The 26,634-nt window shown below is 71.5% G+C and carries 21 protein-coding genes; 15 read left to right on the top strand and 6 right to left on the bottom strand.

Features of this window, described 5'->3' with window-relative positions; all coding sequences use genetic code 11:
* Window positions 1–140 precede the first annotated feature (140 nt).
* Both C503_RS0104240 and C503_RS0104235 read left to right on the top strand, forming a co-directional pair.
* Entirely contained in the window at window positions 141–1,223 is a 1,083-nt protein-coding gene (locus C503_RS0104240; protein ID WP_026315965.1) for a sensor histidine kinase, read from the top strand.
* A 31-nt stretch (window positions 1,224–1,254) separates the two neighbouring features.
* Window positions 1,255–1,881: a response regulator gene (locus tag C503_RS0104235; protein WP_018680961.1), complete on the top strand. Its 627-nt coding sequence runs from the start codon at window positions 1,255–1,257 to the stop codon at window positions 1,879–1,881.
* A gap of 7 nt (window positions 1,882–1,888) precedes the next feature.
* On the opposite strand, the gene C503_RS0104230 is transcribed toward C503_RS0104235, so the two are convergent.
* From C503_RS0104230 to C503_RS0104215, 4 genes are all read right to left on the bottom strand, one after another.
* Window positions 1,889–2,521 (bottom strand): hypothetical protein, encoded by a 633-nt coding sequence (locus tag C503_RS0104230; RefSeq protein ID WP_018680960.1) that lies wholly within the window; start codon window positions 2,519–2,521, stop codon window positions 1,889–1,891.
* Window positions 2,522–2,697: 176 nt separating this feature from the next.
* A complete protein-coding gene (locus tag C503_RS0104225; protein WP_018680959.1) occupies window positions 2,698–4,917 on the bottom strand; it encodes a sialidase family protein in 2,220 nt (739 codons plus the stop codon).
* 296 nt (window positions 4,918–5,213) lie between these two features.
* Complete coding sequence (locus C503_RS0104220; RefSeq protein WP_018680958.1) at window positions 5,214–7,199, bottom strand: ATP-binding protein; 1,986 nt, start codon at window positions 7,197–7,199, stop codon at window positions 5,214–5,216.
* Entirely contained in the window at window positions 7,196–7,882 is a 687-nt protein-coding gene (locus C503_RS0104215; protein ID WP_018680957.1) for a Pvc16 family protein, read from the bottom strand. The genes C503_RS0104220 and C503_RS0104215 overlap by 4 nt, the downstream gene beginning before the upstream one ends.
* Before the next feature lie 227 nt (window positions 7,883–8,109).
* On the opposite strand from C503_RS0104215, the gene C503_RS0104210 reads away from it, so the two are divergent.
* Complete coding sequence (locus tag C503_RS0104210; RefSeq protein WP_018680956.1) at window positions 8,110–10,311, top strand: MMPL family transporter; 2,202 nt, start codon at window positions 8,110–8,112, stop codon at window positions 10,309–10,311.
* A 37-nt stretch (window positions 10,312–10,348) separates the two neighbouring features.
* Window positions 10,349–11,932, top strand: a complete 1,584-nt coding sequence (locus C503_RS0104205) for an amidase (protein ID WP_018680955.1) — start codon at window positions 10,349–10,351, stop codon at window positions 11,930–11,932.
* A gap of 91 nt (window positions 11,933–12,023) precedes the next feature.
* Here C503_RS0104205 and C503_RS0104200 read toward each other — a convergent pair whose 3' ends face one another.
* Window positions 12,024–13,445, bottom strand: coding sequence for an MFS transporter (locus C503_RS0104200; protein WP_033400229.1), 1,422 nt, complete (start codon window positions 13,443–13,445; stop codon window positions 12,024–12,026).
* 147 nt (window positions 13,446–13,592) lie between these two features.
* Here C503_RS0104200 and C503_RS0104195 point away from each other — a divergent pair, with 147 nt between their 5' ends.
* From C503_RS0104195 to C503_RS0104160, 8 genes are all read left to right on the top strand, one after another.
* Window positions 13,593–14,570 carry a LysR family transcriptional regulator gene (locus C503_RS0104195; protein ID WP_018680953.1) on the top strand — a complete coding sequence of 326 codons (978 nt, stop codon included), beginning with the start codon at window positions 13,593–13,595 and terminating at the stop codon, window positions 14,568–14,570.
* 182 nt (window positions 14,571–14,752) lie between these two features.
* Window positions 14,753–15,355, top strand: coding sequence for a dienelactone hydrolase family protein (locus C503_RS37835; protein WP_051114741.1), 603 nt, complete (start codon window positions 14,753–14,755; stop codon window positions 15,353–15,355).
* 191 nt (window positions 15,356–15,546) lie between these two features.
* Window positions 15,547–17,133, top strand: coding sequence for an IclR family transcriptional regulator domain-containing protein (locus tag C503_RS48750; RefSeq protein WP_018680952.1), 1,587 nt, complete (start codon window positions 15,547–15,549; stop codon window positions 17,131–17,133).
* Between the two features lie 87 nt (window positions 17,134–17,220).
* Window positions 17,221–17,982 carry a CoA transferase subunit A gene (locus tag C503_RS0104180; protein ID WP_018680951.1) on the top strand — a complete coding sequence of 254 codons (762 nt, stop codon included), beginning with the start codon at window positions 17,221–17,223 and terminating at the stop codon, window positions 17,980–17,982.
* Window positions 17,982–18,623: a 3-oxoacid CoA-transferase subunit B gene (locus C503_RS0104175; protein WP_018680950.1), complete on the top strand. Its 642-nt coding sequence runs from the start codon at window positions 17,982–17,984 to the stop codon at window positions 18,621–18,623. The genes C503_RS0104180 and C503_RS0104175 overlap by 1 nt, the downstream gene beginning before the upstream one ends.
* The gene (pcaH, locus tag C503_RS0104170; protein ID WP_018680949.1) at window positions 18,620–19,366 is read left to right on the top strand and encodes a protocatechuate 3,4-dioxygenase subunit beta; all 747 of its coding nucleotides are present in this window, start codon (window positions 18,620–18,622) and stop codon (window positions 19,364–19,366) included. The genes C503_RS0104175 and pcaH overlap by 4 nt, the downstream gene beginning before the upstream one ends.
* The gene (gene pcaG / locus C503_RS0104165; protein WP_018680948.1) at window positions 19,363–19,947 is read left to right on the top strand and encodes a protocatechuate 3,4-dioxygenase subunit alpha; all 585 of its coding nucleotides are present in this window, start codon (window positions 19,363–19,365) and stop codon (window positions 19,945–19,947) included. The genes pcaH and pcaG overlap by 4 nt, the downstream gene beginning before the upstream one ends.
* A gap of 40 nt (window positions 19,948–19,987) precedes the next feature.
* Entirely contained in the window at window positions 19,988–20,404 is a 417-nt protein-coding gene (locus C503_RS0104160; protein WP_018680947.1) for a VOC family protein, read from the top strand.
* A gap of 9 nt (window positions 20,405–20,413) precedes the next feature.
* On the opposite strand, the gene C503_RS0104155 is transcribed toward C503_RS0104160, so the two are convergent.
* Window positions 20,414–21,577 carry a 4-hydroxybenzoate 3-monooxygenase gene (locus C503_RS0104155; RefSeq protein ID WP_026315963.1) on the bottom strand — a complete coding sequence of 388 codons (1,164 nt, stop codon included), beginning with the start codon at window positions 21,575–21,577 and terminating at the stop codon, window positions 20,414–20,416.
* Window positions 21,578–21,826: 249 nt separating this feature from the next.
* On the opposite strand from C503_RS0104155, the gene C503_RS0104150 reads away from it, so the two are divergent.
* The 3 genes from C503_RS0104150 to C503_RS0104140 all read left to right on the top strand — a co-directional run bounded on the left by C503_RS0104150 (window position 21,827) and on the right by C503_RS0104140 (window position 26,571).
* Entirely contained in the window at window positions 21,827–23,230 is a 1,404-nt protein-coding gene (locus tag C503_RS0104150; protein WP_018680945.1) for a cellulose binding domain-containing protein, read from the top strand.
* Between the two features lie 651 nt (window positions 23,231–23,881).
* Window positions 23,882–25,288: a GGDEF domain-containing protein gene (locus tag C503_RS37830; protein ID WP_051114740.1), complete on the top strand. Its 1,407-nt coding sequence runs from the start codon at window positions 23,882–23,884 to the stop codon at window positions 25,286–25,288.
* Window positions 25,289–25,386: 98 nt separating this feature from the next.
* Entirely contained in the window at window positions 25,387–26,571 is a 1,185-nt protein-coding gene (locus tag C503_RS0104140) for a sensor histidine kinase (protein WP_018680943.1), read from the top strand.
* The last annotated feature ends 63 nt before the right edge of the window (window positions 26,572–26,634 follow it).

Below are 26,634 nucleotides of genomic sequence, written 5' to 3'. Positions count from 1 at the left end.
ACTAGGAGCGGGCGCGGGCGGCGCGGGAGTGACGAGCGGCCGGAGTAGGCGCGGCGGGTCATGTGCGCCTCGGCCGGAAGTCATGTGTCGGACGGCCACGGAATCGGCGCGTGCCGGAGCCACGGGCGTAACCTCGGCGCGTGAGCAGGCGGGTGGGGTTGTGGGTGACCGGCGCGGTGTACGGGGTCGTGCTGGTGGCGGAGCTGTACTGGGTGCTCGCCGGGCTCGGGCCGGTCGACCCGCTGCGGGCCGTGGGGTTCTGCGCGGGGATCGCGGCGTTGTTCGCGCTGGAGCCGGTCGCGGCGCGGTTCGGGCAGGTCGGGCGCGGGGCCGTGGTGTTCCTGGCGGCACGGCTGGTGTTGTTCGGTCTGGTGGCGGTGCTCGACGAGTCGGGGTTGTCGCGGGCGTTGTTCGTGCTGCTGCCATTCCTGGCCTACCTCAGCCTCGGCCGGGCGGCGGGTCTCGTGTCGGGTGGCCTGTGCCTGGGGCTTCTCGTCGCCGGGTACACGATCTGGATCCCTGGGTGGTACCGCGAGAGCACCTACGTCTCCGACCTGCTGATGTTCGGCCTCGGCCTGATCCTGGCAGTGGCCATGGCCGATCTGGTGGTGCGGGAACGGCGGGCGGCGGGGCGGATCGCCGAGCTGTCGGTCGCCACGGAACGCAACCGGATGGCGCGGGACATCCACGACAGCCTCGGGCACTATCTCACCGCGATCTCGGTGCAATTGGCGAAGGCGGAGGCGTTCCGCGCGCACGATGCCGTGGTGGCCGACCGGGCGGTGACCGATGCGCGCGAGTCGGCGCGGTCCGCGTTGGCGGATGTGCGGGCCTCGGTCGGGGCATTGCGCACGCCGGTCTCGCTCGTGGCCGCGCTCGGCGAGATGGTGGACGGTGCGAGCGACACGGTGCTGCGGGTCGAGGGGGTCGAGCGGCCGATCGACCAGGCCGCGATGGCCACGCTCTACCGGGCGGCGCAGGAGGCGTTGACCAACGCACGTCGCCACGGCGGGGCGTCCCGGGTGACGGTGACCGTGGCGTTCACCGCGAGTGAGGTGCGGCTGGCGGTGTGCGACGACGGTCGTGGATTCCGGCCGCAGGAGCAGACTTCCGGGTTCGGGCTGGTGGGGCTGCGGGAACGCGCGGCGTTGGTCGGTGGGGTGGTGGCGGTGGACAGTGCTCCGGGCGTGGGCACGACGGTGACGATGACGGTGGGCTCGTGATGACGCGCATACCGGTCGGAGCGGTGAGCACATGAGCGTGCGTGTTCTCGTGGTCGACGACCAGCGGTTGATCCGCGAGGGCATCGCGTCGTTGCTGGGGCTACAGGCGGGTGTCGAGGTGATCGGGACCGCGGCGGACGGGGCGGAGGCGGTGGAGCGGACGCTCGCGCTGGCCCCGGACCTGGTGCTGATGGACGTGCGCATGCCCGGGATGGACGGTGTGGCCGCGGTCGCCGCGCTGCGCACCCGGGCCCCGGGCTGCCGGGTCGTGATGCTGACGACCTTCGACGACGAGGAACTGGTGGTGCGCGCGTTGCGCGCGGGCGCCGCCGGTTACCTGCTCAAGGACCTGCCCGCCGCGGAACTGGCCGACGCCATCCGACTCGCGCACGCCGGTGTCACCCAGCTCGACGCGTCCGCCGCCCGACACGTCGCGGCCGCCCTCGCCGCGCCGGTGCCCACGGTCGACGCGCTGACCGAGCGGGAGACCGAGATCCTCCGCCTGATCGCGCGCGGCGCCACCAACCGGGAGATCGCGGGCCGCCTCTACCTGAGCGAGGGCACGGTCAAGAACCACGTCTCCCGTATCCTCGGCCGCCTCGGTCTGCGCGACCGCACACAGGCCGCGATCCACGCACGGGACCGCGGCCTGTTCTAGCGGCGTGTCAGTCGAACGGGTACTCGTAGCAGACGTCGCCGCCGAAGTAGTTCTTGCCGTGCTGGTGCATGCGACGCAGGTAGCGCGGGTCCTCGGCGAGCGACGTGTAGGACTCGAACTCCAGCTTGAGCAGGCCCGCGGTCTCGGCGAGGTAGACGTCGAAACCCGGGTACATCAGCCCGACGAACGGCATGTCGTCGATGTCCAGGGCCAGCACCGGGTACTCGCCGGTCGCGTCCGGCTCGCCGACCGTGAGCACGCGGCGGGAGTCGGAGCCGCCGGGCAGCAGGAAGCACTCCGGGAACCCGCCCGCCACCGGCGCGTACACCTCGGTCCACGGCTCGCCGTACTCGTCGGCGACCAGTTCCGCCAGGGTGCGCGGGGCGAGGTCGCCGTTCTCGTCGAACCAGCCGAACCGGTCGAACAGGCTGGTGTCGAACGCCAGCCAGGCACGCAGGCTGGGCGAGAGCGGGCGGCCGGACGGGAACCGGACCTCGGCCAGCTCGTCCGCGCCCATCGGACTGGGCTCGCCGTCCACCCAGGGCAGCGTGAAGTAGTCGAACATCGACCGGGTCGGCTCCTGCCGCACCTTCTCGATGACCAACTCCGCCAACGCAAGCCCGTCAACCAGATCAGTCATGCCCGCAAGCTACTGGGCCGCCTCCCCGGAATTTCAACGGGTGGTCACGTCGCGTGTGAACGGTTACGTCTACGGGGCACCGTGGGGCGGTTGCGTCACGGTGCCCCTGAGGTGCGGTTGCGTAGGGGGAAGGAGGGGTTTGACCGGAAGTTCGGTGTGGACTCTGGCTGCCGCGTCTAAGGCACCTTGATCTGGTACATGCCGCGACCGAAGGTGGCTGCTACCAGGCGGTGGGCGCTCGCGTCGTAGGAGAGGTCGGTGACCGGGACCAGGGGCAGGTGGCCCAGGCGGACCCAGTGGTCCAGGCCGCCGAGGGTGGCGAAGACGCCCTGGTCGGTGGCGATGTAGAGGATGTTGCCGGTGCCGATGACGACGTCGTTGACCGGTGCCCGCGGCAGGTTGCCGGACAGGTCGGTCCAGGCCCGGCCGCCGTCGCGGGACATCAGGATGTGGGGTTGGGGCGAGCCCGCGCGGTAGCCGGACAGGGTCACGTACACCGTGTCGGCGCGGCGCGGGTCGACCGTCACGCGGGTCACCCAGGGCTGGCCGGAGAGTACGAGGGTCCAGGTGCCGCCGAGGTCGCCGGTGCGCCAGACGCGGCCGTCGTCGGTGCCCACGTACAGGGTGCGCGGGTCGGACTTGGCGGCGGCGACCGTGGTGATGGTGCCGTACGGGTAGATGTCGCGGCCGGGTCCGCCGGTCAGGTCCGGGCTGATCGGCGTCCACGTCACCCCGTTGTCGGTGGAGCGGTTGAGGCGGTTGCCGCCGTAGTAGAGGACGTTCGGGTCGGTGGGGTCGAACTGCACCGGGGTGAACCAGTTCCGGCGGTCGGCGGTGGTCTTGTCGGTGAAGTCGACGGTCGTGGTGCCGCCGTCGGTGGAGCGGAAGCAGTTGCCGTACTGGTAGCAGCCGAACACGTTGTCCTTGGCGGACGGGTTGATCAGCGTCTGCTCGCCGTCGCCGTCCACATACGGGTCCCAGCCCTTCGGGCCCCACGAGCGCAGCGCGCCGTTGTCCTGGGCGCCGCCCGCGAACCGGGTGGTGTCCTGGGGGCTGGTGGACACGCCGTAGAACTGGGTGAACGGCTCGTAGGTGGCCTTCACCCAGCCGCTGTCCCCATCGTTCTCCGACCGGTACAGGCCGCCGTCGTTGCCGAGATACACGCGTGCGGGTTGCGCAGGGTCCCACATCATCGCGTGCTGGTCGCCGTGGACGGTCTCTCCGTCGCCGGTCCAGGTGCGGCCGCCGTCGTGGCTGGTCATCAGCGCCACGCCTGCGACGTGCAGGTGCGCGGCGTCGCGCGGGTCGACCCAGATCTTGCCGAACCACCAGGCGTAGCTGGACTGCGACTCCTCCAGGTCCGGGTTGTCGGGCAGTGCGGTCCAGGTGTCGCCGCCGTCGGCGGAGGTGGCGAAGCCGCCGAACTCGTTGGTGGCGTCGGTGCCGCGGCCGATGATCGCGTACATCCGGTGCGGGTCGGACGGGGCGATGCCGATGCCGATGCGCCCGAGGTCCGCTGCGGCGGGAACCAGTGCGTCCAGCCGCTTCCAGGTGTCGCCACCATCGGTGGACCGGTAGACACCGGATCCAGGACCGCTGTAGGAACGCTTGTCGGGTTGCCTGCGGTGGTCCCACAGCACGGCGAAGACCCGCTTGGGATCCTTGGGGTCGAACATGACCTCACTGGCGCCGGTGGTGTCGTCGACACCGTCGAGCACGCGGGTCCAGCTGCGGCCGCCGTCGAGCGTGCGGTAGACGCCACGGTCGCCACCCTGGTTGAACAGGGACCCGGTGGCGGCGACGAAGATCCGGCGCGGATCGGTGGGGTCGATGACGACCTTGCCGATGGCGCCGGAGTCGCGCAGGCCGATGTTCGTCCATTTGCGACCGCCGTCGGTGGACTTGTACAGCCCGGTGCCGGTGTAGGTGATGCTGCCGCCGCCGGGGTTGGCCTCGCCGGTGCCGACGTAGAGCGTGCCGTCCGGCGCCACGGCCACGGAGCCGAGCGCCTGGGTGAGGTTCTCCGGCCAAGCGGGGGCGAAGGTGGCGCCCGCGTCGGTCGACCGCCACAGGCCGCCGGACGCGGTGGCCACGTACAGCGCGTCCCGCTTGCGCGGATCCACGGCCAGGTCCACGATCCGGCCGCCGATGTTGCTCGGCCCGACCAGGTTCCAGGAGCCGCCGACCGCGGGCAGCTTGTCGGCCTGGGCCGCGGCGTCGTCGTAAGCGTGCCGGGGCAGCTCCTGGCCCGGGATCGTCTTCTGCACGTAGCCGGCCTCGAACGGCGCGGCGGGACCGCCGTCCTCCTCGTCCGGCGGCTCGGCCCACGCGAAGCGCACGGGCACCAGCAGCGCGGCCACCAGCAACGCCGCCATGGCGAACAGGATTCGACGCATCGCACACCCCCGTCTGGCCGGGAAACAGGGGCAAGGCTAGAGGTTCGCCGCGCGCGGGCCAGCCGCCGAACAGCCGATCCCGCGACGGCCCGAAAGGCCGGAACTTCCCACCACGGCAGCAAACCACCTAGGCGCTGTCCGGTAAGTCTGGTGCGCGGGATCCGTGATCCGCGTGGTCTCTGGGCGTGCGGGCGGGAAGCCGCACGTACCGGGTTGTACTTGGGCTTTCCGCCCGTGCGGCCGGAGACCACGCGGGCGCGGATAGCGCGTGCCGGACTTGCAGGACAGCGCCTAGCCTACGGTGCGACGGCCAGCCCCAGATACGGACCGAACTCGCGTTCCAGGCACAGCCGCCCGAGCTTCCGGTACTCCCGCGCCACCGCGCCCACCAGCCGCGCCATCGAGACCGGTTCGCCGGAGTCGGCGGCCAGGTAGGCGGCGGTGATCGCGGCGGACCGGATGTGGCCGCCCGCCAGCTCGAACGAGTCCGCCAGGAAGTCCAGGTCCAGGTCGTCCGAGCGGGGCAGGGCCGGGCCGAGGCAACGGTCCCACAGCTGTCTGCGCAGTGGCTCGTCCGGCAGCGGGAAGTCGACCACGACGTCCAACCTGCGGGTGAACGCGTCGTCCAGGTTGGCCCGCAGGTTGGTCGAGAGCAGGGCGATGCCCTCGAAGGTCTCCATGCGCTGCAACAGGTACGCGCTCTCGATGTTGGCGTAGCGGTCGTGCGCGTCGCGCACCTCGGAGCGTTTGCCGAAGATGGCGTCGGCCTCGTCGAACAGCAGCACGCCGTTCACCCCGGCCGCCTCGGAGAAGATCCGCTCCAGGTTCTTCTCCGTCTCCCCCACGTACTTGTCGACCACGGTGGCCAGGTTGACCGTGTACAGGTCCATGCCCAGCGAACCGGCAATCACCTCGGCGGACATCGTCTTGCCCGTCCCGGAGTCACCCGCCAGCAGCCCGGTCACCCCGCGCCCGCGCCCGCCGCCGGGGCGCATCCGCCACTCCTCCAGCACGATGTCGCGGTGCCGCGCGCGAGCCGCCAGCTCCCGCAGGCCGGAAAGAACCGGGTCGGGCAGCACGAGATCGTCCCACCCGACGGCGGGTTCCACGCGCCGTGCGAGTCGTTGCAGTCCGGCGGCGTTCTGTCCGCGCGCGCCCGCGCGGAGGTGTTCGACACGCACCGGTCCCCCGCTCGCCACCGCCGCCAGTTCGGCCGCGCGCGCCGCGTGCCGGATCTGACCGGGCCCGAGGACGAAGTGTGCGGTGACACGGGCCGGGTCCGTGTCCGGCGCCAGTTGCCCGGCCAGGCAGGTGCGCCAGATCCGGGTACGGGTGGCGGCGGTCAGCGGGCGCACGTCGTGGTGGACCGGCGGCGTGCGACTCCAAGCCGGGTCCCACACCGTCGTCCCGTGCACGACCACCGGTACCGATGCGTGGTGCAACGGTTCCAGCAGCGAGGTCTCCCCCTCGATCGGCCCGACCACGATCCCCGCGCCGCGCAGCAACGCCTCCCGCAACAGCCCCCGAGCGGTGTCCACACCATCCATTGTGGATGGTATCCGACGGGCGTCGACCACCAGCGCGGCGAACCCCGCGGCGGCCAGCGCGGCCGTCGCGGTCTCGCGCGCGCCGCAGCCCGGGTGCTCGCGCAGGTAGACCGCCCGCACGCCGCCGGTGAACGCGCGCGCCAGCATGTCGACCCCGGGCAGTTGCTCCGCCTCGGTCATCACATCCGCGTAGGCGGCGATCGCGGGATCCATCCGGGTGTCGCCGAGCAGGTGCGCCACGACCCGGTCGGGCACCCGCAGCGCGCGGGAGAGCAACGGCCGGTCGCGGTCCTCGACCACCACCAGACCGGCGGTGATCAACGGCGCGTCGGCGTCCAACCGGGCCCGCGCGGGCGCCGAGGCCTCCGACAGGCCGCACAGCCGCAGGGCGAGGCCGACGCTGGCGCGGCGGCGGGTGACGTCGTCGTTGAGGTAGCCGTAGAACTGCTCGAACCGGCTGTCGACGTCCGGCGCGACGGCGATGAGCAGCAGCTCGGTGTCCAGCGGGCTCAACGGCACCACCCTGGCCAGCCGGTCCGACAGCCCGGTGAGGTCCAGGTCGGGCGGCGGGAACGCCGAGCGGTGGTCGTCGAACAGCGCGTCGATCGTCTCGTCCGACAGGTAGAGGCCGCGGAAGGGGTCGTCCGGGTTCGGGTCGCCCGCGCGCCGCAGCGCCACCGCGTCCCGGATGCGCTGCTCCAGGCGCGCGAGCCGGTCGAACAGGTGCACGGTCACGTCCGCTCCTCCCGCCGCATCGCGCCCACCGGTGGAGCGGTGCGCCCGACCGTGCGCCAGCCCGCGCCCGGGTCCAGCCGCGACTCGGCCACGACCGGGTCGTGCGCCACCGGCTCGTCGCCCTCGACCGCCAGCCGCATGCCCTCGCGCGCGGGCGGCCCGGCCGGGAACACCCGCCCGGTCTCCATGGGCGCGGACACCACCAGGTCCAGCGACGGTTTCAGCTCGCCGCCCAGCGCGCTCCACACATCGGCGAACGCGCGGTCCTCCGGTGGCGGCAGCGCGATGGTCAGCGGCAGCGGCAGGCCCAGCTCGGCCAGCGAGCCCTCCAGCAGGTCCGGCGGGATGGCCTCGTAGCGCAGGAACCGGCTCAGCAGCGAGGCGAGCAGCCGGTGCTCGTCCTCCGGGCGCTGGGTCCAGGCGGTGACCAGGTAGGACAGCTTGAAATAACGGGGCGGCAGGTGCCGTGCGACGACCACGCCGTCGGTGTACTCGTTGTGCAGGCCGCGCTGTCTGCGCCGCATATCCTCGCGCACGTCGTAGAGGTAGACGTTCACCGTGGGCGCGTTGCGGCGCGAAGCCCACTCCTTGGTGGGCGCCTCGAACGCCACGTCCACCTCGCCGCCCAGCAGCGGGTCGTCCCGCACCAGGCGCCGCAGGCACAGGTCGACCTCGTGGATCACGGCGCCCTCCCGGCCGAAGGTTACGAAACCAACTCGACTATCGCCCGCGCACCGGGGACCCCGACAGCCGTCCGGCGCCAGTCGTGGGGGTACGCCGACCTGCCCCTACGGGCATCACCCGATAGGCGGGTCGGCCCGCTCCGTGCGCGCGGGGATGCGTCGACCGGGGAAGTCTGTGGGCGCGCGAGCGTCCACACCGGCCGGTCGAGGAGAGGCGGTCCCCTGCCATGGCAACCCTGCTGTACCGGCTCGGCCTGGCCGCCGCGCGGCACCGGATCGCGGTGGCCCTGGTGTGGCTGGTGGTGTTCGTCGCCGCCGGGGTGGGCGCGGCGACGCTGTCCGGCTCGACGGTGACCACGTTCCGGATCCCCGGCCAGGAGTCGACGACCGCGCTGGACCTGATGCGGGAGCGGTTCGGCGCGGCCTCGGCGGGCGGCTCGGCACAGGTCGTGGTGCGCGCGCCGGGCACGAGCACGCTGGTCGAGCCGGTGAACGCGGCCAAGGTGGACGCGTTGGTCGGCAGGCTGCGGACACTGCCCGGGGTGGCGGCGGCCTCGAACCCGGTGGCACCGACCAGCCCGACCATCTCGACGGACCGGCGCGTCGGCTACAGCTCGCTCGCCTACTCGGTGCCCGCCCCGGAGATCACCGCCGACCAGCGGACCGCGCTGCTGGACAGCGTCGCCCAGGCGCGGGCCGGGGGTCTGACGGTCGAGGTGCGCGGCGACGTGTTGCAGGCACCGGCGGACGTGGGCGGACCTGCCGAGATCATCGGCGTGGTGGTGGCCATGCTGGTCCTGGCGATCACCTACGGCTCGCTGGTCGCGGCCGGGATGAACCTGCTGACGGCGGTGGTGGGCGTCGGCATCGGCGCACTGGGGATCACCACGCTGACCGGGTTCGTCGACCTGCAATCGACCACGCCGGTGCTGGCGGTGATGCTGGGGCTGGCGGTCGGCATCGACTACGCGCTGTTCATCGTCACCCGCTACCGGCACGAGCTGCTGGACGGCCGCGCGGTGCCCGAGGCGATCGCGATGGCCGTGGGCACCGCCGGGTCCGCCGTGGTCACGGCCGGTCTGACGGTGGTCATCGCGCTGGCCGGGCTGTCCGTGGCGGGCATCCCGTTCCTCACCGAGATGGGCCTGGCTGCCGCCGCGACCATCGTGGTCGCGGTCCTGGTGGCGATCACCTTCCTGCCCGCGATGCTCGCCATCATCGGCCGCCGCGCCCTGTCCCGCGCGGACCGCCGGGCACCCGAGCCGACCGGCCACGACCGGGTGGGCCGCGGGTTCCACCTGGGCTGGGCTCGGCTGGTCACCCGGCAACGCTGGCTGAGCCTGTTCGCCGCCGTGGCCGCGCTGGCCGTGGTGGCGATCCCGGTGCTGTCGATGCGCACGTCCCTGGTCCAGCACCCGGCCGACGACAGCACCCAGGCCCGCGCCGAGAAGCTGATCTCCGACGACTTCGGCCCCGGGTACACCGCCCCGCTGCTGGTCCTGGTCGACGGCCCGGACGCGTTCACCCGCGCGGTGGCCGTCCGCACGCAGATCTCGAAGCTCCCCCCGGACGGCGCGGCTGCCGCGGCGGTGGCCGAGCCACGCCCGAACGGCGACCGCTCGGCCGCGCTGATCACGATCATCCCCGCGTCCGGCCCGGACGACCCGGCCACCACCGACCTGGTGCACCGGCTCCGGTCCGACATCGCCGACTCCGACCGCGCGCAGGTCTACGTGACCGGCACGACGGCGGTGAGCATCGACGTGTCGCACAAGCTCGACGACGCCCTGCCGGTGTACCTGGCGCTGGTCGTCGGGTTGGCGTTCGTGCTGCTGATCCTGGTGTTCCGCTCGATCCTGGTGCCGGTCGTGGGCGTCCTGGGCTTCCTGCTGACCATCGGCGCGGTGCTGGGCGCCACGACGGCGGTGTTCCAGTGGGGCCGGCTGACCGCCGTGGTCAACGCGCACGCGACCGGCCCGCTGATGAGCCTGTCGCCGATCATCATCGTGGGCATCCTGTTCGGCCTGGCCATGGACTACCAGGTGTTCCTGGTGTCCCGCATGCACGAGGCGCACGCCCACGGCGCGGACCCGCGCGCGGCGATCGTGACCGGCTTCCGCCAGGCCGCCCCGGTCGTGGTGGCCGCCGCGACGATCATGTTCGCGGTGTTCGCGGGCTTCGTCCCGGAGGGCGACGCGACGATCAAGCCCATCGGCTTCGCGCTGGCCATGGGCATCCTGTTCGACGCCATCGTGATCCGCATGATCGCCGTCCCGGCCGCGATCGCCCTGCTCGGCCGAGTCGCCTGGAGCCTGCCCGGGTGGCTGCGCTGGTTGCCGGTGCTCGACGTGGAGGGCGCCGCGCTGGAACGCGCGCTGCCCGAATCTGGGAAAACTCTGGCAAAATCGGGCTTGTCCACATTCCGTTGACCCCCACCGCACGCCGGGTTTGAATCGCGCGGTGCGAATGAAGCGGATCATCGCGACAGCCTGCCTGTGCACCGCGTTCCTGGTTCCCCACCCGGCCTCGGCCGCCCCAGCCCACCCCGACGCGGGACTGCACGACCTCGACCTCGACCGCGCCACCATCCCGGACCTGCAGCGGATGATGGATCGCGGCTCCCTGACCTCGGTCCGGCTCACCCAGACCTACCTGGAGCGCATCCGGACCGTCGACCCCAAGGTCCGCTCGGTCATCGCGCTCGACCCCAGCGCCCTGGACCAGGCCCGCGACAGCGACCGCAGGCACCGCGCCGGGCACGCCAGGGGCCCGCTCGACGGCATCCCGGTGCTGTTCAAGGACAACATCGACACCCGCGGCCTGGACACCACCGCGGGCTCCCGCGCCCTGGCAGGCGATCCTCCGACCGCCGACGCCACCCTGGTCGCCCGGCTGCGCGCGGCCGGGGCGATCGTGCTCGGCAAGACGAACCTGTCGGAGTGGGCGAACTTCCGCTCCACCCACTCGTCCTCGGGCTGGTCCGGGGTCGGCGGCCAGACCAACAACCCGTACGTCCTGGACCGCAACCCGTGCGGCTCCTCCTCCGGCTCCGGCGCCGCCATCGCGGCCACCCTGGCCCAGGTCGCGATCGGCACCGAAACCGACGGCTCGATCGTGTGCCCATCGGCCGCCAACGGCGTGGTGGGCCTGAAACCCAGCCTCGGCCTGGTCAGCCGCACCGGCGTGGTCCCGATCTCGCTGGAGCAGGACACCGCGGGCCCCATCGCCCGCTCCGTCGTGGACGTGGCGATCACCCTGTCGACGTTGCAGGCCCGCGACAGGTCGGACAGCGCCACCCAGGCATACCCGAAGAACCAGCCCACCGACTACGCCCGCGAACTACGCCCCGGCGCCCTCTGCGGCGCACGACTGGGCGTGTGGCGCAACGCAGGCGTCGACCCTGACGTGGATCGTGTCGTGAACCAGTCGATCGACCGCCTCCGCAAGGCAGGCGCCACCGTCATCGACGTCGACATGCCGTACCAGGACCAGATCGCCGCCGCCGAGTTCCCGGCCCTCACCACGGAAATCGCCCGCGACCTGCCCGCGTACCTCCGGCACCGACCGGACGCGCCCCAGACGATGGCCGCCCTGGTGGAGTTCAACCGGAAGGACCCGGTGGAGCTGAGCCTGTTCGGACAGGAGCTGTTCGAACAGGCCCGCACGGCGCCTGGCCCGGACGACCCGACCTACCGGCAACAACGAACGACCACCACCGACCTGGCCCGCCGCAGCATCGACGAGACGATCGCCAAGAACCATCTGGACGCGATCATCGCCCCCACCAACAGTCCCGCCTGGAAAACCGACTACAAGAACGGCGACGCCTACATCCTGGGCACGTCCACGCCTGCTGCGGCAGCGGGCTACCCCAACGCCAATGTGACGGCCGGGTACGCGGGTGAGCTGCCGCTGGGCCTGTCCTTCTTCGGCCCACGCTGGTCCGACGCCCGAATGCTGTCCCTGGCGGCGGCCTTCGAACGCATCACTCCCCCACGCCACACACCGAAGTACCTCCCAACCGTCGACAACGCGACCGCTGGCCGGTAGCCCAGCACCGACCCTCCACAGGGGCCGGTGTCACCACTGACACCGGCCCCTGGTCACACCCCCACAACCAACTACTGCAATACACGACCCCTTAACGCGCACGACGCCGAGACAGTACCGACTGCCCTACGACCAACCCGCCAAGCACGAGCACAATCATCCCAACGACCCACAATCCCTCGCCCGCCGCCGAAACAAACGCCCCGACAACCTCACCCCCACGCCCAGGCGCAACCGCAAGCGCCTCAGCGACAGTATGCGGGCCATAATCCACACGAATATCCACCGGCAACGCATCCACAAACCGCCCAGTGACCACAGTGCCGATCACCGCAACCCCAAGCGCACTACCAAACTCCCGAGTGGTCGACTGAAGCCCACTCCCCACCCCGGCCTGATCAGCAGGCAACGAACCGGAGATGACCCCCGACAACGCAGGCAACGCCAACGCCACCCCACCCCCGACCACCACAAGCCACCCCGCATAGACAACATACGAAGTGCCCACCTCACTACCGGACAACCCAAGCAACCCCACCCCCACAAACACAAACGCCAAAGCAATCGTCCAGTCCAACCCGATCCGCCCCACCAACCGCCCGACATACCGCCCGACAACAATGATCGGCACAGTCAACGGAACAATCCCGACCCCCGCCCACAACACGCCAAAACCCTTGCCATACTGCAGGAACGACGCATTGACATAGAATAACGCGAACATCCCGAAGAACACCGCAGTCATCCCTAGGCAAGCACTACGCAACCCAGGAATCCGAAACAACCGAGGATCCAACAACGGATTCCCGACCCGCAACTCCACAACCGTCCACGCCACAAACAACACCGCAGCGCAGACAAACCCGATCACCACCACCGGACTCCCCCACCCCGTCACCGGCCCCTCAACGATCCCGACCAGAAGCGCCACCGAGGCGCCGACGAGCAAAACCGTGCCCACCGGATCAAGCCCGCGATCGTGCCGCGACGACACCGGCGCGACCCGAGCCACCAACACACCCAGCATCAACGCCACAGGCACGGCAACAACGAACAACCACCGCCACGACCCCCCGGTCAGCACCGCGCCACCCCCGACATTGCCCACAACACCACCAATGCCGGTCATCGACGCCCAGATGGCGATAACCGCTCCCTTCCGCTCAGCGGGCACGGCGTGCAACAGCACAGCGAGCGTGTTGGGCAGCACGGCAGCAGCACCAACGCCCGTGATCGCCCGGCCGACAAGCAGAACCACCACATCCGGCGCCACCGCAGACAACCCCGCGCCCGCCGCGAACAACGCCAGACCGATCATCAGCACGCCCTTGCGGCCGAACCGATCACCGGCCGCGCCCGCCGGGATCACCAGGCAGGCAAAGAAGATCACATAGGTGTCGACGATCCAGACCAGCGCCGAAGCGGACGGATGCAGCCCGCTCGCGGCGAGCATCGGGATCGCCAGGTTGACCGAGGCGACCATGCCGACGACCAGCACCACACAGGCGCACATGAGCGCCAGCAGCCCGCCCCGCGAGACCGGCCCACACACCTCGCGAGTGCGAACGGAGACTTCGAGTGACATGCCGACAACGCTAATGACGTGCACTTTCTCCGTGCCACGCAACTTGAACAAGGTATACTTGCGTACGATGCAAATGTGCCCGAGATCGACCTGAACCTGCTGCGGGTGTTCGACGCCCTACTGCGGGACGGCAGCGTCACAGCCGCCGCCGAGCGTCTGCACCTGTCCATCCCGGCCACCAGTCGCGCGCTGGGCAGGCTGCGCCGGGCGATGGCCGACCCGATCCTGGTGCGCGCGGGCCGCGGCATGGCCCCGACACCGTTCGCGCTCCGAGTCGCGCCGCGCGTGCGGTCGTTGCTGGACGAGGCGGCGGCGTTGGTCAGCGCGAACCGCGAGGTCTCGGTGGCCGACCTGGCCCGCACGTTCACCATCCGGATCAACGACGGCGTGGCCGCGACCCTGGTGACGGCGGTGGTCGAGGCCACCGCCGCGGCCGCTCCCGGCGTGGTCCTGCGGTTCGTGGCCGAGGGCACCGAGAGCATCGAGGCCCTGCGCGACGGCTCGGTCGATCTGGACATCGGCGCGGGCGACCCGACCGCCCCGGACATCCGCTCGGCCGTGCTCTACCGGGAGCGGGTGGTCGGCGTCGTCCGCGCGGACCACCCGCTGGGTCGCCGCCCCAACCTCGCGCAGCTGTGCAGGCACCCGCACGTCTCGGCGTCCCGACGTGGGCGTCTGCGGGGTCCGCTCGACGACGCCCTGGCGGCCGCGGGGCTGCACCGGCAGGTCGCCGCCGTCGTGCCGACCTTCGCCGTGGCGACGCTGCTGGTGGCGTCGAGCAACTACGTCGGGCTGGTTCCCGGGCGCCTGGCCGAGCAGTACGGGCCGGTGCTCGGTCTCCGCTCGTTCCCCATCCCGGCGGAGCTGCCGGAACTCGACGTCCGGCTGTCGTGGCACGCCCGCCTCGACGCCGACCTCGCGCAGCGCTGGCTACGCGACACGATCCGCGGCGCGCTCGACGACACCGGGCCCGATCACGACCTCGCGGGTGCGCAGGACCCGGCAGGCGAGCACGCAGGCGATGATGGCGACCGCGCCGATCACCGCGGATAGGTGCATGCCCGCCACGAAGTCGGTGGCGACCAGGGCGCCGAAGGTGGCCACGCCGATCGCCCCGCCCAGCCGGCGACGAACACCAGGCCGAGCAGCCCGCTGCCAGGACCAGCGAGCCGAGCGTCAGCGGCAGGCGTGGGCCGTAGCGGTTGGTGAGCCTGCCGGACAGGAGGTTGACGAACATGGTCAGCGCGGTCATCGGCAGGAACATCAGGCGGTGGTCAGCGGCAAGGAGCCGCGTTGGTCCTGGTGGGCAGCGCGACGGTCACGGCGGTGGAATCCAGGACGGTCACGAAGAATCCGACACAAGCGACGAGAACGGTCAACCGGGCCGTAGGAGGGCCACCGGCGAGCCGGTCGGCCCGATCGTCACCCGCTTCAACGGCCATCTCGCCGAGCGGGCCGTGCCGGAATGGCGGTCGGCGTCGGACGCCCTCCAGGCCCTGCCGGAGATCGGCCCCGACGCCCCGGTGGGCTACCTCGGCCTGAGCATGGGCACCGCGATCGGCGTGCCCCTGGCCGCGGCCGACAGCCGGATCAAGGCCGCCATCTTCGGCACCTTCTGGCACGGCTCCCTGGCCGACACCGCCCGTCGCGTCACCATCCCGGTCGAGTTCCTGGTCCAGTGGGACGACGAACACGTCCCGCGCGACTCCGCCATCGCCCTGTTCGACGCCTTCGGCTCGGCGAAGAAGACGTTGCACGCCAACGTGGGCAGACACCTGGACGTACCCGGGTTCGAATTGGACAGCGCCATCCGCTTCCTCGCCCGCCACCTCGTCTGACCCGGTCCGGTGCCGCTGCCCGGCCGGGCCGTGACACCGGACCACGGTAGGGCGGGGGCGGCGCCAGACAGTCGAATACGACCATTGGTCACCCCGTGCGGGCTCACCCGCGCGGGGTGACCCCGTCACGTGATCGTCGATCGGTGTTCACTGTGGTGGTTCGGTAGCGACAGTCGAGTCCCGGAGAGCGCATGTCGGTAGGCCAAGACCCCACGGATCCCCCGGCAGCGGAGCGCGCGGAGCACGGGGAGCCGGACGAGTTGGTCGCCCCGCTGGTGCGCGGCGTGGCCGTGCTGCGGGCGCTGACCGACGCGGAGGGCTCCCTCGCGCCGAGCGAGCTGCGGCGCGCCACCGGGCTGGCGCGCGCGACCGTCGACCGGTTGGTGACGACGCTGGACCGCATGGGCTACGTGCGGGTGGACGACCGCGCCGTCGTGCTCGCCCCGCCGCTGATGGCGCTGGGCAACGCCTACCTGGCCGCGACAGGCCTGCCGGACCGGTTGGCCCGGTACGTGCGCGCGCTCGCGGACGAGGTGGACGAGTCGGTCTCGTTGGCGGTGGGCGACGGTGACGGCGTGCGGTTCGTGCACCAGGTGACAAGGCGGCGGGCGATGTCGCTGACGTTCCGGATCGGCGATCTCCTGCCCGCGGAAAGAACCGCCGCGGGCACGGTGACCGCGATCGAGTGGGACGAACAGGCGTGGCAGCGGTGGCGCGCGCGCCGGGCCGCGGATCCGCACGACCGCGGATTCCCCGCCGTGGCAGCACGTCCGGACGACAACCTGGATTTCCCCCAGCGCACCGCGCTCGTCCGTGAACACGGCTGGGCCATCGACGACCAATTGATCGAACCCGGGCTCATCGCGCTCGCGGTCCCCGTGCGCGCTCCCGATGGCCGCATCGCGTGCGCGGCCAGCGTGGTCAGCCACACCAGCAGGCACGACACCGACTCGCTGCGCGCCGACCTGTTGCCCGCGCTGCGCGCGACCGCGAGCGCGATGGAGGCCGAACTGGCCGCGCCGCACCACCCCGAGCCGGACGAGGCGTCCGGTCTGGCGACCTGGACCGGGGCGTCCAAACAGGAGCTGGGCCGCGACTTCGTGGAGTCGCTGGCCCGCGGGTTGACCGTGCTCACCGCGTTCGGGCAGGGCCGCGCGGCGCTGACGCTCACCGCGGTCGCCGAGGCCACCGGACTGGCTCGCGCGACCGCGCGCCGCGCCCTGATCACCTTGACGCACCTGGGTTATGTCGCCGCCGAGGGCCGAGTCTTCCGGCCGACGCCGAAGGTCCTGGGACTCGGGTTCCCCGCGTTGTCCCGCACCACCCTGGCCCGGATCGCGAACCCGCACCTGACAGCGCTGTCGGAGCAGGTGGGGGACTCGTCGGCGATAGCCGTACTCGACGAGGACCACGTGCACTACATCGCGCGCGCGGCCACGAGCCGGATCATGTCCGTGGAGATCGCGGTGGGCACCCGCTCCCCCGCCACCGCCACCGCGCTCGGGCGGGTCCTGCTCGCGGACCGCGTGCCGGAGGTCGCGGACGCCGGGTACGCGCTGGTCGACGGCGAGCTGGAGGCCGGGTTGCGGTCGGTCGCCGTGCCGATCCGCGACCGCGCGGGCAAGGTGGTGGCGGCGGTGAACGTGGCCACGCACAGCGGACGGCGCGAGGTCGCCGAGCTGCTCGCCGAGGTGCTGCCCCGGCTGCGCGCGGCGGCCGCGCGGATCGAACACGACCTGCACGTCACGGCCCGGTTCGCCCCGGTGCCCCCGGGCTGAGACGCGTTGACACGGGCGACCGCGCGGGGCGACACTCGGTACCACAGGTGAAAGAATGTTCACCTGGCGAACACGAGGAGGGTCGGCGTGGACAAGGTGTGCGTCTCCGCCGCGGCGGCGGTGGCGGACGTGCCCGCGGGCGCGACCCTGGCGGTCGGCGGGTTCGGGCTGGCAGGCGTGCCCACGGTGCTGATCGACGCGCTGCACGCGCACGGGGTCGACGGCCTGCACGTGGTGTCCAACAACTGCGGCGCGATGGAGTCCGGGCTGGCGGTCCTGCTGGCCGCGGGCCGGATCGCGCGGGTGACCGGCTCCTACATCGGCACCAACGCCGAGTTCGCCCGCCAGTACCTCGCCGGTGAGCTGGAGGTCGAGCTGATCCCGCAGGGCACGCTGGCCGAGCGGCTGCGCGCGGGCGGCAGCGGCATCCCCGCCTTCTACACCCCGGCCGGGGTGGGCACCCAGGTCGCCGAGGGCGGACTGCCCTGGCGCTACGACGGGTCCGGCGGCGTGGCCATCGCCTCACCCGCCAAGGAGACACGGGTCTTCGACGGCGTGGAGTACCTGCTGGAACGCGGTATCACCACGGACTTCGCGCTGGTGCGCGCCGCCCGCGGCGACCGGCACGGCAACCTGGTGTTCGCCAAGTCCGCGCGCAACTTCAACCCGTTGGCCGCGATGGCCGGGCGGGTCACCATCGCCGAGGTGGAGGAGCTGGTGGAGCCGGGATCGATCGACCCGGACCACGTGCACCTGCCCGGCGTGTTCGTGCAGCGGATCGTCGAGCTGACCCCGGCGCAGGTCGCCGACAAGAAGATCGAGCAGCGTACGACCCGGCGGGAGTCCTGATGCCCTGGACGCGCGACGAGATGGCCGCCCGCGCGGCCCGCGAGCTGAGCGACGGCGAGCACGTCAACCTGGGGATCGGGCTGCCCACGCTGATCCCGGACTTCCTGCCCGCGGACGTGCGGGTGGTGCTGCACTCGGAGAACGGCATCCTGGGCACCGGCCCGTTCCCGACCGACGCCGAGGTCGATCCGGACCTGATCAACGCGGGCAAGCAGACCGTGACGGTGCTGCCCGGGGCGTCCTACTTCGACTCCAGCCTGTCCTTCGGCATGATCCGCGGCGGGCACATCGACACCGCGGTGCTCGGCGCGATGCAGGTGTCCGCACGCGGCGACCTGGCCAACTGGGCGGTGCCGGGCAAGCTGGTCACCGGCATCGGCGGCGCGATGGACCTGGTGCACGGCGCGCGCCGGGTGCTGGTGCTCATGACACACACCGCCAAGGACGGCAGCCCCAAGATCGTGCCGGACTGCACGCTGCCGCTGACCGGCCGGTCCTGCGTGCACCGGGTGATCACCGATCTCGGCGTGTTCGACGTCGGCGCGGCTGGCGTGACGCTGGTGGAGCTCGCGCCCGGCAGCACCGAGGCGGACGTCGCGGCGAACACCGGCGTACCCGTGCGCGGTGTGGAGGACCGATGAGCAACGAACCGTCTCAACGCGACATCGACACGCAGATCGCCGAACAGGCGGGCCGGACCGGGCTGGACCACCCGAGCCGGGACTACCCCGCCTACCGAAGCAGCCTGCTGCGGTACCCCACACAGGCGCTGACGGTGATCCGCGATCCGGAGGCAGTGGAGCTGACCGGGCCGGTATTCGGTGTCACCGACGTGACGGAGCTGGACCACGATCTCACCCAGGGCGGCTTCGCGGAACCGGGCGGACAGCGGATCACGGTCACCGGCGTGGTCAAAGACCGGCAGAGCAAGCCGGTACGCGGGCAACTGGTGGAGATCTGGCAGGCCAACGCCGCAGGCCGCTACGCGCACCAGCGCGACCAACACCCGGCGCCGTTGGACCCGAACTTCACCGGGTTCGGCCGCTGCCTGACCGACGACGAGGGCCGCTACGAGTTCACCACCATCCGGCCCGGTGCCTACCCGTGGCGCAACCACCGCAACGCGTGGCGGCCCGCGCACATCCACTTCTCGTTGTTCGGCACGGCGTTCGCCCAGCGCATGGTGACGCAGATGTACTTCCCCGGCGACCCGTTGTTCCCCTACGACCCGATCCTGCAGTCGGTCACCGACCCCGCCGCGCGCGAACGGCTGGTGGCGACCTACGAGCACGACCTGTCGGTACCGGAATGGTCGCTGGGCTACCGGTGGGACATCGTGCTCGACGGTCCGGCCGCGACGCTGTTCGAGGAGGACGGACGATGACCGGGCTTCCCCCCACTCCCGCCCAGACCGTGGGCCCGTTCTTCGGCTACGCGCTCCCGTTCACCGGTGGCGGCGACATCGTCCCGATCTCGCACCCGGACGCGATCACGGTCCACGGGTACGTGTTCGATGGCGCGGGGCAACCGATCCCGGACGCGCTGGTGGAGATCTGGCAAGCCGACCGCGACGGCGGGCTGACCGGGGCGCCGGGGAGCCTGCGCCACGATCCCGTCGACGGTTCGGTCGTCGGTCGCGACCACGTCGAGTTCACGGGTTTCGCGCGTGTACCCACCGACGCGGACGGACATTGGGCGGTACGGACAGTCCCACCTGGCGCACACAGCGCTAACGCGACTCCATACCTCGCGGTGGCGGTGTTCGCGCGCGGGCTGCTGCACCACCTGTACACGCGCGTCTACCTGCCTGAGCACGCCACGGCACTGTCCGCGGACCCTGCGCTGTCCGGACTGCCCGCCGACCGGCTGTCCACTATGGTCGCGGCCGCCGAGCGGGATCGGCGCTACCGCTTCGACATCCGGTTGCAGGGCGAGGGCGAGACGGTCTTCCTGGCCTTCGAGTGAGCCCGCCGGAATTGTCGGTGTCCGTCCCTATGCTGACGCCATGGCATACGACTTCCAGGTGACCTTCGACTGCGCCCACCCGCACGACCTCGCCGACTGGTGGGCCGACGCGCTCGGTTGGTCGGTGGAGCCCAGCAACGAGGACTTCATCCGCGAGATGATCGCCAAGGGCTACGCGTCCGACGCGGACACCGCCACACACAACGGCGTCCTGGTCTGGCGCGAGGGCGCGGCCATCGTCACCGAGGGCAGGCGGATCCTGTTCCAGCTGGTGCCCGAGGCCAAGACGGTCAAGAACCGGGTGCACCTGGATGTGCGGGTGGGCGCGGACAACGTCGAGGCCGAGCTGGCCAGGCTCACCGCGAAGGGCGCCACGTTCCTGCACCGGGGACAGCAGGGCCCGCACCACTGGGTGACCATCGCCGACCCGGAGGGCAACGAGCTCTGCCTGAGCTGACCCGGTCGGTCACCGCAGCGGCAGCCCGGTGTAGTTCTCCGCCAGCCCGCGCGCGCCCGCCTCGCTGGAAGCCACCCAGCGCAGCTGCGCGAGCTGGAGCTGGGCGTCGAACGGGTCGTCGGTGACGTGCAGCATGGTGGTCATCCACCAGGAGAAGTGCTGGCAGCGCCAGACCCGGGCCAACGCGGTGTCCGAGTAGGCCGCGGCGAGCGCGCCGTCGCCGCGCAGCAGGGCGCCGAGCGCGGGCGCCAGCCGGGCGACGTCGGCGATGGCCAGGTTGAGGCCCTTGGCGCCGGTGGGCGGCACGATGTGCGCGGCGTCGCCCGCCAGGAAGAGCCTGCCGTGGCGCATGGGGGCGGCGACGAAGCCGCGCATGGGCAGCACGGACTTCTCGGTGATCGGGCCGGGGGTCAGCGTCCAGCCGTCCCGGCCGTGGCCGAGCCGGGCGGCCAGCGCCGTCCAGATCCGGTCATCGGACCACTCGGCGATGTCGGTGCCCGGCGGCACCTGCAGGTAGAGGCGGCTGACCGCGGCCGAGCGCATGGAGTGCATGGCGAAGCCGTCCGGGTGCCAGGCGTAGATCAGCTCGTCGGTGGACGGCGCGACGTCGGCGAGCACGCCCAGCCAGGCGTACGGGTAGGTCCGCTCCCAGGTCCGCGGGTCCGGGACGGCCTGCCTGCTGGGGCCGAACGAGCCGTCGCAGCCGACGACCACGTCCGCGTCGATCCGCCGGGCGGCCCCGTCGGCGTCCACGAACGTGACGTACGGGCGGGCGGTGTCGATGTCGTGCAGGGCGGTCCCGGTCACCTCGTAGACCAGCTGCTGGCCGCCGCGGACGCGCGCGTCGACCAGGTCGCGGGTGAGGTCGGTCTGGCCGTAGACGTGGATGCCGTGCCCGACCAGGTCGACGAAGTCCAGGTGCGTCCGCTGCTCCGGGGTGTGCAGGTAGATGCCCCGGTGCGGCATCGACTCGCGGGCCAGGCGCTCGCCGAGGCCGACGTCGGTCAGCAGCTCCACCGACGAGTGCTCCAGGATCCCGGCCCGGATCCGGGCCAGCACGTACTCCCGGGAGCGGGTCTCCAGCACGACCGACTCCACGCCGTCGGCGGCGAGCAGGTGGGACAGCAGAAGGCCTGCCGGACCGGCGCCGATGATCACGACCTGGGTGCGCATGTTCCCATCGAAGTCGAACCGGCCCGGCCAGGCCACCTCCACCTGCTGTGATCTCGCCTCGCGCGGACCGGATCGGGAAAAGGTTTAGACCTTTCCGGGGCGTAACCATTGACCGAAGTGGTCTAGGCCACTTACCGTCGCGGTGATCGGTTCGGAGCGTCATCCGGGCCGTGACGTGCGGCCCGGCACGCCTGTCCCCGCAGGCCGGACCGCCGCTCCCCCGAACCCTGCCCCGGGAGTGACCTGACGATGTTGACCAAGCGCACGGGCGCGGCCCTGCTCGCGGTGGGCGTCACCGCGTTGTCGGCCGTCGCGCTGGCGGTCGCCGCACCCGCCCAGGCCGCGACCGAGCCGACCGCGGTGTTCGGCCAGGACTCCTCCTGGGGATCCGGCTACCAGGGCCGGTACACGATCACCGCGGGCGCGAGCGCGCTCACCACCTGGAAGATCGAGTTCGACCTGCCCGCCGACAGCAAGCCCGGCGCCTACTGGGACGCCACCATGGCCACCAGCGGCAGCCACTACACCTTCACCGCCCGCGACTACAACGCGTCGGTGAAGGCGGGCGCGTCGGCGTCGTTCGGGTTCCTGGTCAACGGCACGGGCGTGCCGGGCAACTGCAAGCTCAACGGGCAGCCCTGCGCGGGTGGCACCAACCCCACGACAACCACCTCCCGTACGACCACCACTACGACGACAACGCGCACCACCACCACGACGTCGCCGACAACCACCAGCCCGACGACGACCACAACCACGACAACCACGCCGGTGCCGCCGGGCAGCATCAAGTCCGCCCCGTACGTGGACATCACGATGCCAACCCCGTCGCTGGAGTCGGTGGCGCGCGCGACCGGGCAGAAGGTGTTCACCCTCGCCTTCGCGCTGGCCGACAGCTCCGGCTGCAGCCCGTCCTGGGGCGGCACGATCCCGATCGACGACGCCCGCATCGTCAACGACGTGCGCGCGCTCAAGGCACTCGGCGGCGACGTCATCGTGGCCACCGGTGGCGCCGCGGGGCCGTACCTGGAGTACTCCTGCACCACCGCCGACGCGCTGTTCGCCGCCTACAAGAAGGTGCTCGACGCGGTCGGCAGCAACCACCTGGACGTCGATGTCGAGGCCAACATCCCACAGGAGCTGGTCAACACCGCGCTGAAGAAGCTGCAGACCGAGCGCGGCACCGCGATCAGCTACACCATGCGCGTGCAGGGCGACGACTACGGCATGGACCCGTACTCGGTCCAGATCCTGCAGAACGCGGCGAGCAAGGGCCTGACCGTGCTGGTCAACCCGATGACCATGGAGTTCGGCAGCTCGCGGGCGGACTGGGGCGACGCGGTGATCGCCGCCGCGGAGAGCACCCTCGGGCAGATGAAGCAGATCTGGCCGGGCAAGTCCGACGCGGAGCTGCGCAAGCTGCTGGGCGTGACCCCGATGATCGGCCGCAACTACAACGGCAAGATCTTCACCCAGGCCCACGCGAACAAGCTGGTCGGCTGGGCCAACGCCAACCACATCGGCCTGCTCGGGTTCTGGTCGGCGGGCCGGGACAACGGCGGCTGTCCCGGCGGCGGCATCTCCGCGACGTGCAGCAGCATCGCCCAGTCGACCTACGAGTTCACCACCATCTTCAAGGGCTTCACCGGCTGATTCTTCCGGGGACATGGGCGGGGGCTTCGCCCATGTCCCCGGGTCCACCGTGCCGCCCCGGGGTTGCGTCATCCGCCCCCGGGGCGGTCGCGCGTCCGGCGGTGCACGAATTCCGGCGTGCCCCTCGACACCCCGGCGGGTTTCGCGCAGACTGTCCCGGAACCGCCGACCGCGTCGACGCCACGCGGTGACCGAGCGACCCCGGCCCGTCAGAAAACGGGGCCGATTCACCCGGACGCGGACCCCCTCTTCCACCGGTCGGCGGCATAACATTGCACCGGACGCCGATGTGTCGTACGCCGAATGAGTGGTTCAGCGCATTCCGCTCGCCTTGATCGTGAACTGCCCTAGGGTTTCCCCTGGAAGTTCGCGCAAGCGGGGGAAACGCGGGACGGAGATCGCGCGAAGTCGAACACCCGGGAAACCCAACCGCGGCTCGTGGTGTCGGGGGGACACGCGCCGACGAGTCGCGGCCCAAGCCCGTCGCACCGAACCGGCGCGCCGGGCACGGACCCCGGTGGCGTGATCGCCGGACCACCCCACCCCGCCACCCGGACACGTCCCTGGGCGTGCCCGGCCGGCCTTCCGCACGGGAGCGTTGCTCAGGGGAGGGCAAGCGGTATGGGGGAAACCGACGGTCCGTGGGGACGGATGACCGGGGCAGACCCACCGGGACCGGGGAAATGGACCGGCCTGCGCCCGGCACGGTGGGGACTGTGGCAGTTCGGCGTGCCGACCGGCGTGGTGCTGGCGGCGGCCAACGTGGCGGGCGTGTCCGGGATCGCCTGGGCGATCATGGCGGCGCCGCTGGTCACCGGCAACGACTGGCTGATGTTCGGCCTGCTGCTCGGCTGCGCCCTGGTGTACACCGAGGTGACGGCCGGCAGCGAGAAGCGCAGGCGCGGGGTGCGCACGCAACGCGGGACAGTGGAGTTCATCGACCAGGCCTCGATCTGGTTCTTCAGCTCCGCGCTGCTGCTCCCGCCGCTGACCGCGGGTCTGCTCGTGGTGGTGGTGCGGTTCCGCCGCTACCGGATCGCGATGCGACCGCTGACGCTGTGGGTCAGCAACACCTCCGCGGTACTGCTGTCGGTCGCGGGGGTGAGCCTGCTGCGCGGCTGGATGCTCGGGCCCAGGAAGGACTTCGACCTGCCGATCATCGGGCAGGGCGCGAACCTGAACACGACGCTGCTGCTGGTGTTGGCGGCGGTGGCATACTTCCTCATCGAGGCGGTCGTGGTCGGCCTCTACCGGGCGGTGCGGTTCCGCACCTGGCGGTTGGCCGACACCCTCGGCAGCCGCGAGGACAACCTGCTGCTCCTGCACACCCTGCTGGTCGGCCTCGGCGCGGTCGGCGCGGCGGCGATCACGCCGGTGGCACTGTTCGGCGTGCTCGCGGTGGCCATCATGGAGACGCGGATGCTGGGCAGGCTGGCCGCCCGTACCGCCGACCGCGACCGGCTGGAGGTGGACGCGGCGACCGACTCGCTCACCGGGCTGCGCAACCGGCGCGGCTTCCTGCCGCTGGCCAACGCGACACTGCGCCTGGATCGGCTCAACGGGCGCCCGACCGGAGTGCTCATGCTCGACCTGGACCACTTCAAGCGGTGGAACGACCGGCTGGGGCACTTCGGCGGGGACCAGGTGTTGCAGGCGGTGGCGAATGCCCTGTGCCACAACATACGTTCCGGTGACCTGATCGCCCGATGGGGTGGCGAGGAGCTGGCCGCGGTGCTGCCGGACACCCCGCTCGCCGAGACCCTCACCGTCGCCGAGCGCATCCGGGCGGGTGTCGAGGCGCTGACGACGGACATCACCACCCCGGCGGGCGCGGAGGAGGTGCGGCTGGGCCACACCGTGCCGCCGGTGACCATCTCCATCGGCGTGGCCTGCTCGCCGCAGCACGGCACGACCCTGGCCGACCTGCAGGACCTGGCCGACCAGGCGCTGGACATCGCGAAACGCAACGGGCGCAACCAGATCGCCATCGCCGGACAGCGACCACCGCACGTGCCCACCCAGCCGAAGGCACCGGAACACGAGCAGTCCCGCCCCTGATCGGACGACGGTAGTAGTACCCGGGACGTAGTCGAGGCGACCCAGGATCCGACCGTGCTCCGACGCGGACCGAGGTCATCCACTCCTACAGTTGGCCCATGTTCGGGGAACGTCTCTACACCTGGTCTCGCGGCCACGAGGCGACGGTCGACACCGCGGTGGCGATCGCGCTCGCCGCCGTATGCGTCCTCTTCGGACTCCTGGTACGCGCCGGAGCCGACTACCACGCGCTGACACTGGCATTGTGCGCGCCACTGATGTGGCGAAGGCGCGCGCCGGTGCCGTGCGCCGCGGTCGTGGTGGCGATCGGGGTGGCGCAATGGCTCATCGTGCGCGACACCATCGGCGCACTCCCGGCCGACCTGGCGATTCCACTGACCGTGCACGCGGTCGCCGCCTACGGCCCCGCGTGGGCGGGTGGTCCGGTGCTCGCGGCCGGGCTGCTCGGAGCCGTACTGGGCGGGGTGAGCTGGCCGCAGCTGAGCGACTCGGTGATCGCCCACGTCATCACCGGCGCTTTCCTTGGCAGCACGGTGCTGGTGGGGTGGGCGTTCGGCATGCTGCACCGGGTGCGCGGCAAGCAGGTGCGCGCCCTGGCGGAACGAACCCGACTGCTGGAGGTCGAACAGGATCAACGGGCCCGGTTGGCGATGCTGTCGGAACGCGCCCGCATCGCCCGCGAGATGCACGACATCCTGGGACACTCCCTCGCCGTGGTCATCGCCCAGGCCGACGGCGGTCGCTACGCCGCAGCCGTCTCACCCGCAGCAGGCCAGACCGCCCTGGCCACCATCGGCGACTCGGCCCGACGCGCACTCGCCGACACCCGGCGGGTCCTGGGTGTGCTGCGCGACCCCGGGTTGTCGACGGGAGGTCCACCGCCGCCACAGCCCGGGTTGCGCGACATCCCGGAACTGGTGGACCGGGTTCGGGCGGGTGGGCTGCCGGTGGAGTTGGTGCTGGAGGTGCCCGCGGGGTCGGTGGACGCGGGGTTGGCGTTGGTGGTGCATCGGGTTGTCCAGGAGGGACTGACGAATGTGATCAAGCATGCGGGGGTGGGGGTTCGGGCGGAGGTGTTGGTGTGCTGGAAGGCGGATGTGGTGCGGGTCGAGGTTCGGGACGATGGCTGCGGGGTGGCGGGTGTTCACGGGAGCGGCAGGGGTGACGGGTATGGGTTGATGGGGTTGTCGGAGCGTGCGCAGGCCTATGGGGGCACGGTGCGGTTGGTGCCGCTGGCGGATGGTGGGCATGTCCTGGAGGCGCGGATCCCGGTGCCCACATGAGGATCCGAGGTCGACGGGGCCGGCGATCGGACCGCGCAACAAGGCTGGGGCGGAGTGGCGGGT

This window comes from Actinokineospora enzanensis DSM 44649 (assembly GCF_000374445.1).
Taxonomy (GTDB): Bacteria; Actinomycetota; Actinomycetes; order Mycobacteriales; family Pseudonocardiaceae; genus Actinokineospora; species Actinokineospora enzanensis.
Note: the sequence above shows the minus strand (reverse complement) of the source record. Positions and strands in the feature narration are given on the sequence as shown.

Bases quoted from the DNA above. Each gene is read 5' to 3' on its own strand.
- C503_RS0104160 (WP_018680947.1), top strand. From the start codon at position 19,988: ATGGCATACGACTTCCAGGTGACCTTCGACTGCGCCCACCCGCACGAC.
- pcaH (WP_018680949.1), top strand. From the start codon at position 18,620: ATGAGCAACGAACCGTCTCAACGCGACATCGACACGCAGATCGCCGAA.
- C503_RS0104155 (WP_026315963.1), bottom strand. From the start codon at position 21,577: ATGCGCACCCAGGTCGTGATCATCGGCGCCGGTCCGGCAGGCCTTCTG.
- C503_RS0104230 (WP_018680960.1), bottom strand. From the start codon at position 2,521: ATGACTGATCTGGTTGACGGGCTTGCGTTGGCGGAGTTGGTCATCGAG.
- C503_RS0104225 (WP_018680959.1), bottom strand. From the start codon at position 4,917: ATGCGTCGAATCCTGTTCGCCATGGCGGCGTTGCTGGTGGCCGCGCTG.
- C503_RS0104235 (WP_018680961.1), top strand. From the start codon at position 1,255: ATGAGCGTGCGTGTTCTCGTGGTCGACGACCAGCGGTTGATCCGCGAG.
- C503_RS0104210 (WP_018680956.1), top strand. From the start codon at position 8,110: ATGGCAACCCTGCTGTACCGGCTCGGCCTGGCCGCCGCGCGGCACCGG.
- C503_RS0104175 (WP_018680950.1), top strand. From the start codon at position 17,982: ATGCCCTGGACGCGCGACGAGATGGCCGCCCGCGCGGCCCGCGAGCTG.
- pcaG (WP_018680948.1), top strand. From the start codon at position 19,363: ATGACCGGGCTTCCCCCCACTCCCGCCCAGACCGTGGGCCCGTTCTTC.
- C503_RS0104140 (WP_018680943.1), top strand. From the start codon at position 25,387: ATGTTCGGGGAACGTCTCTACACCTGGTCTCGCGGCCACGAGGCGACG.
- C503_RS48750 (WP_018680952.1), top strand. From the start codon at position 15,547: ATGTCGGTAGGCCAAGACCCCACGGATCCCCCGGCAGCGGAGCGCGCG.
- C503_RS37835 (WP_051114741.1), top strand. From the start codon at position 14,753: ATGGTCAGCGCGGTCATCGGCAGGAACATCAGGCGGTGGTCAGCGGCA.
- C503_RS0104205 (WP_018680955.1), top strand. From the start codon at position 10,349: ATGAAGCGGATCATCGCGACAGCCTGCCTGTGCACCGCGTTCCTGGTT.
- C503_RS0104200 (WP_033400229.1), bottom strand. From the start codon at position 13,445: ATGTGCGCCTGTGTGGTGCTGGTCGTCGGCATGGTCGCCTCGGTCAAC.
- C503_RS0104150 (WP_018680945.1), top strand. From the start codon at position 21,827: ATGTTGACCAAGCGCACGGGCGCGGCCCTGCTCGCGGTGGGCGTCACC.
- C503_RS37830 (WP_051114740.1), top strand. From the start codon at position 23,882: ATGACCGGGGCAGACCCACCGGGACCGGGGAAATGGACCGGCCTGCGC.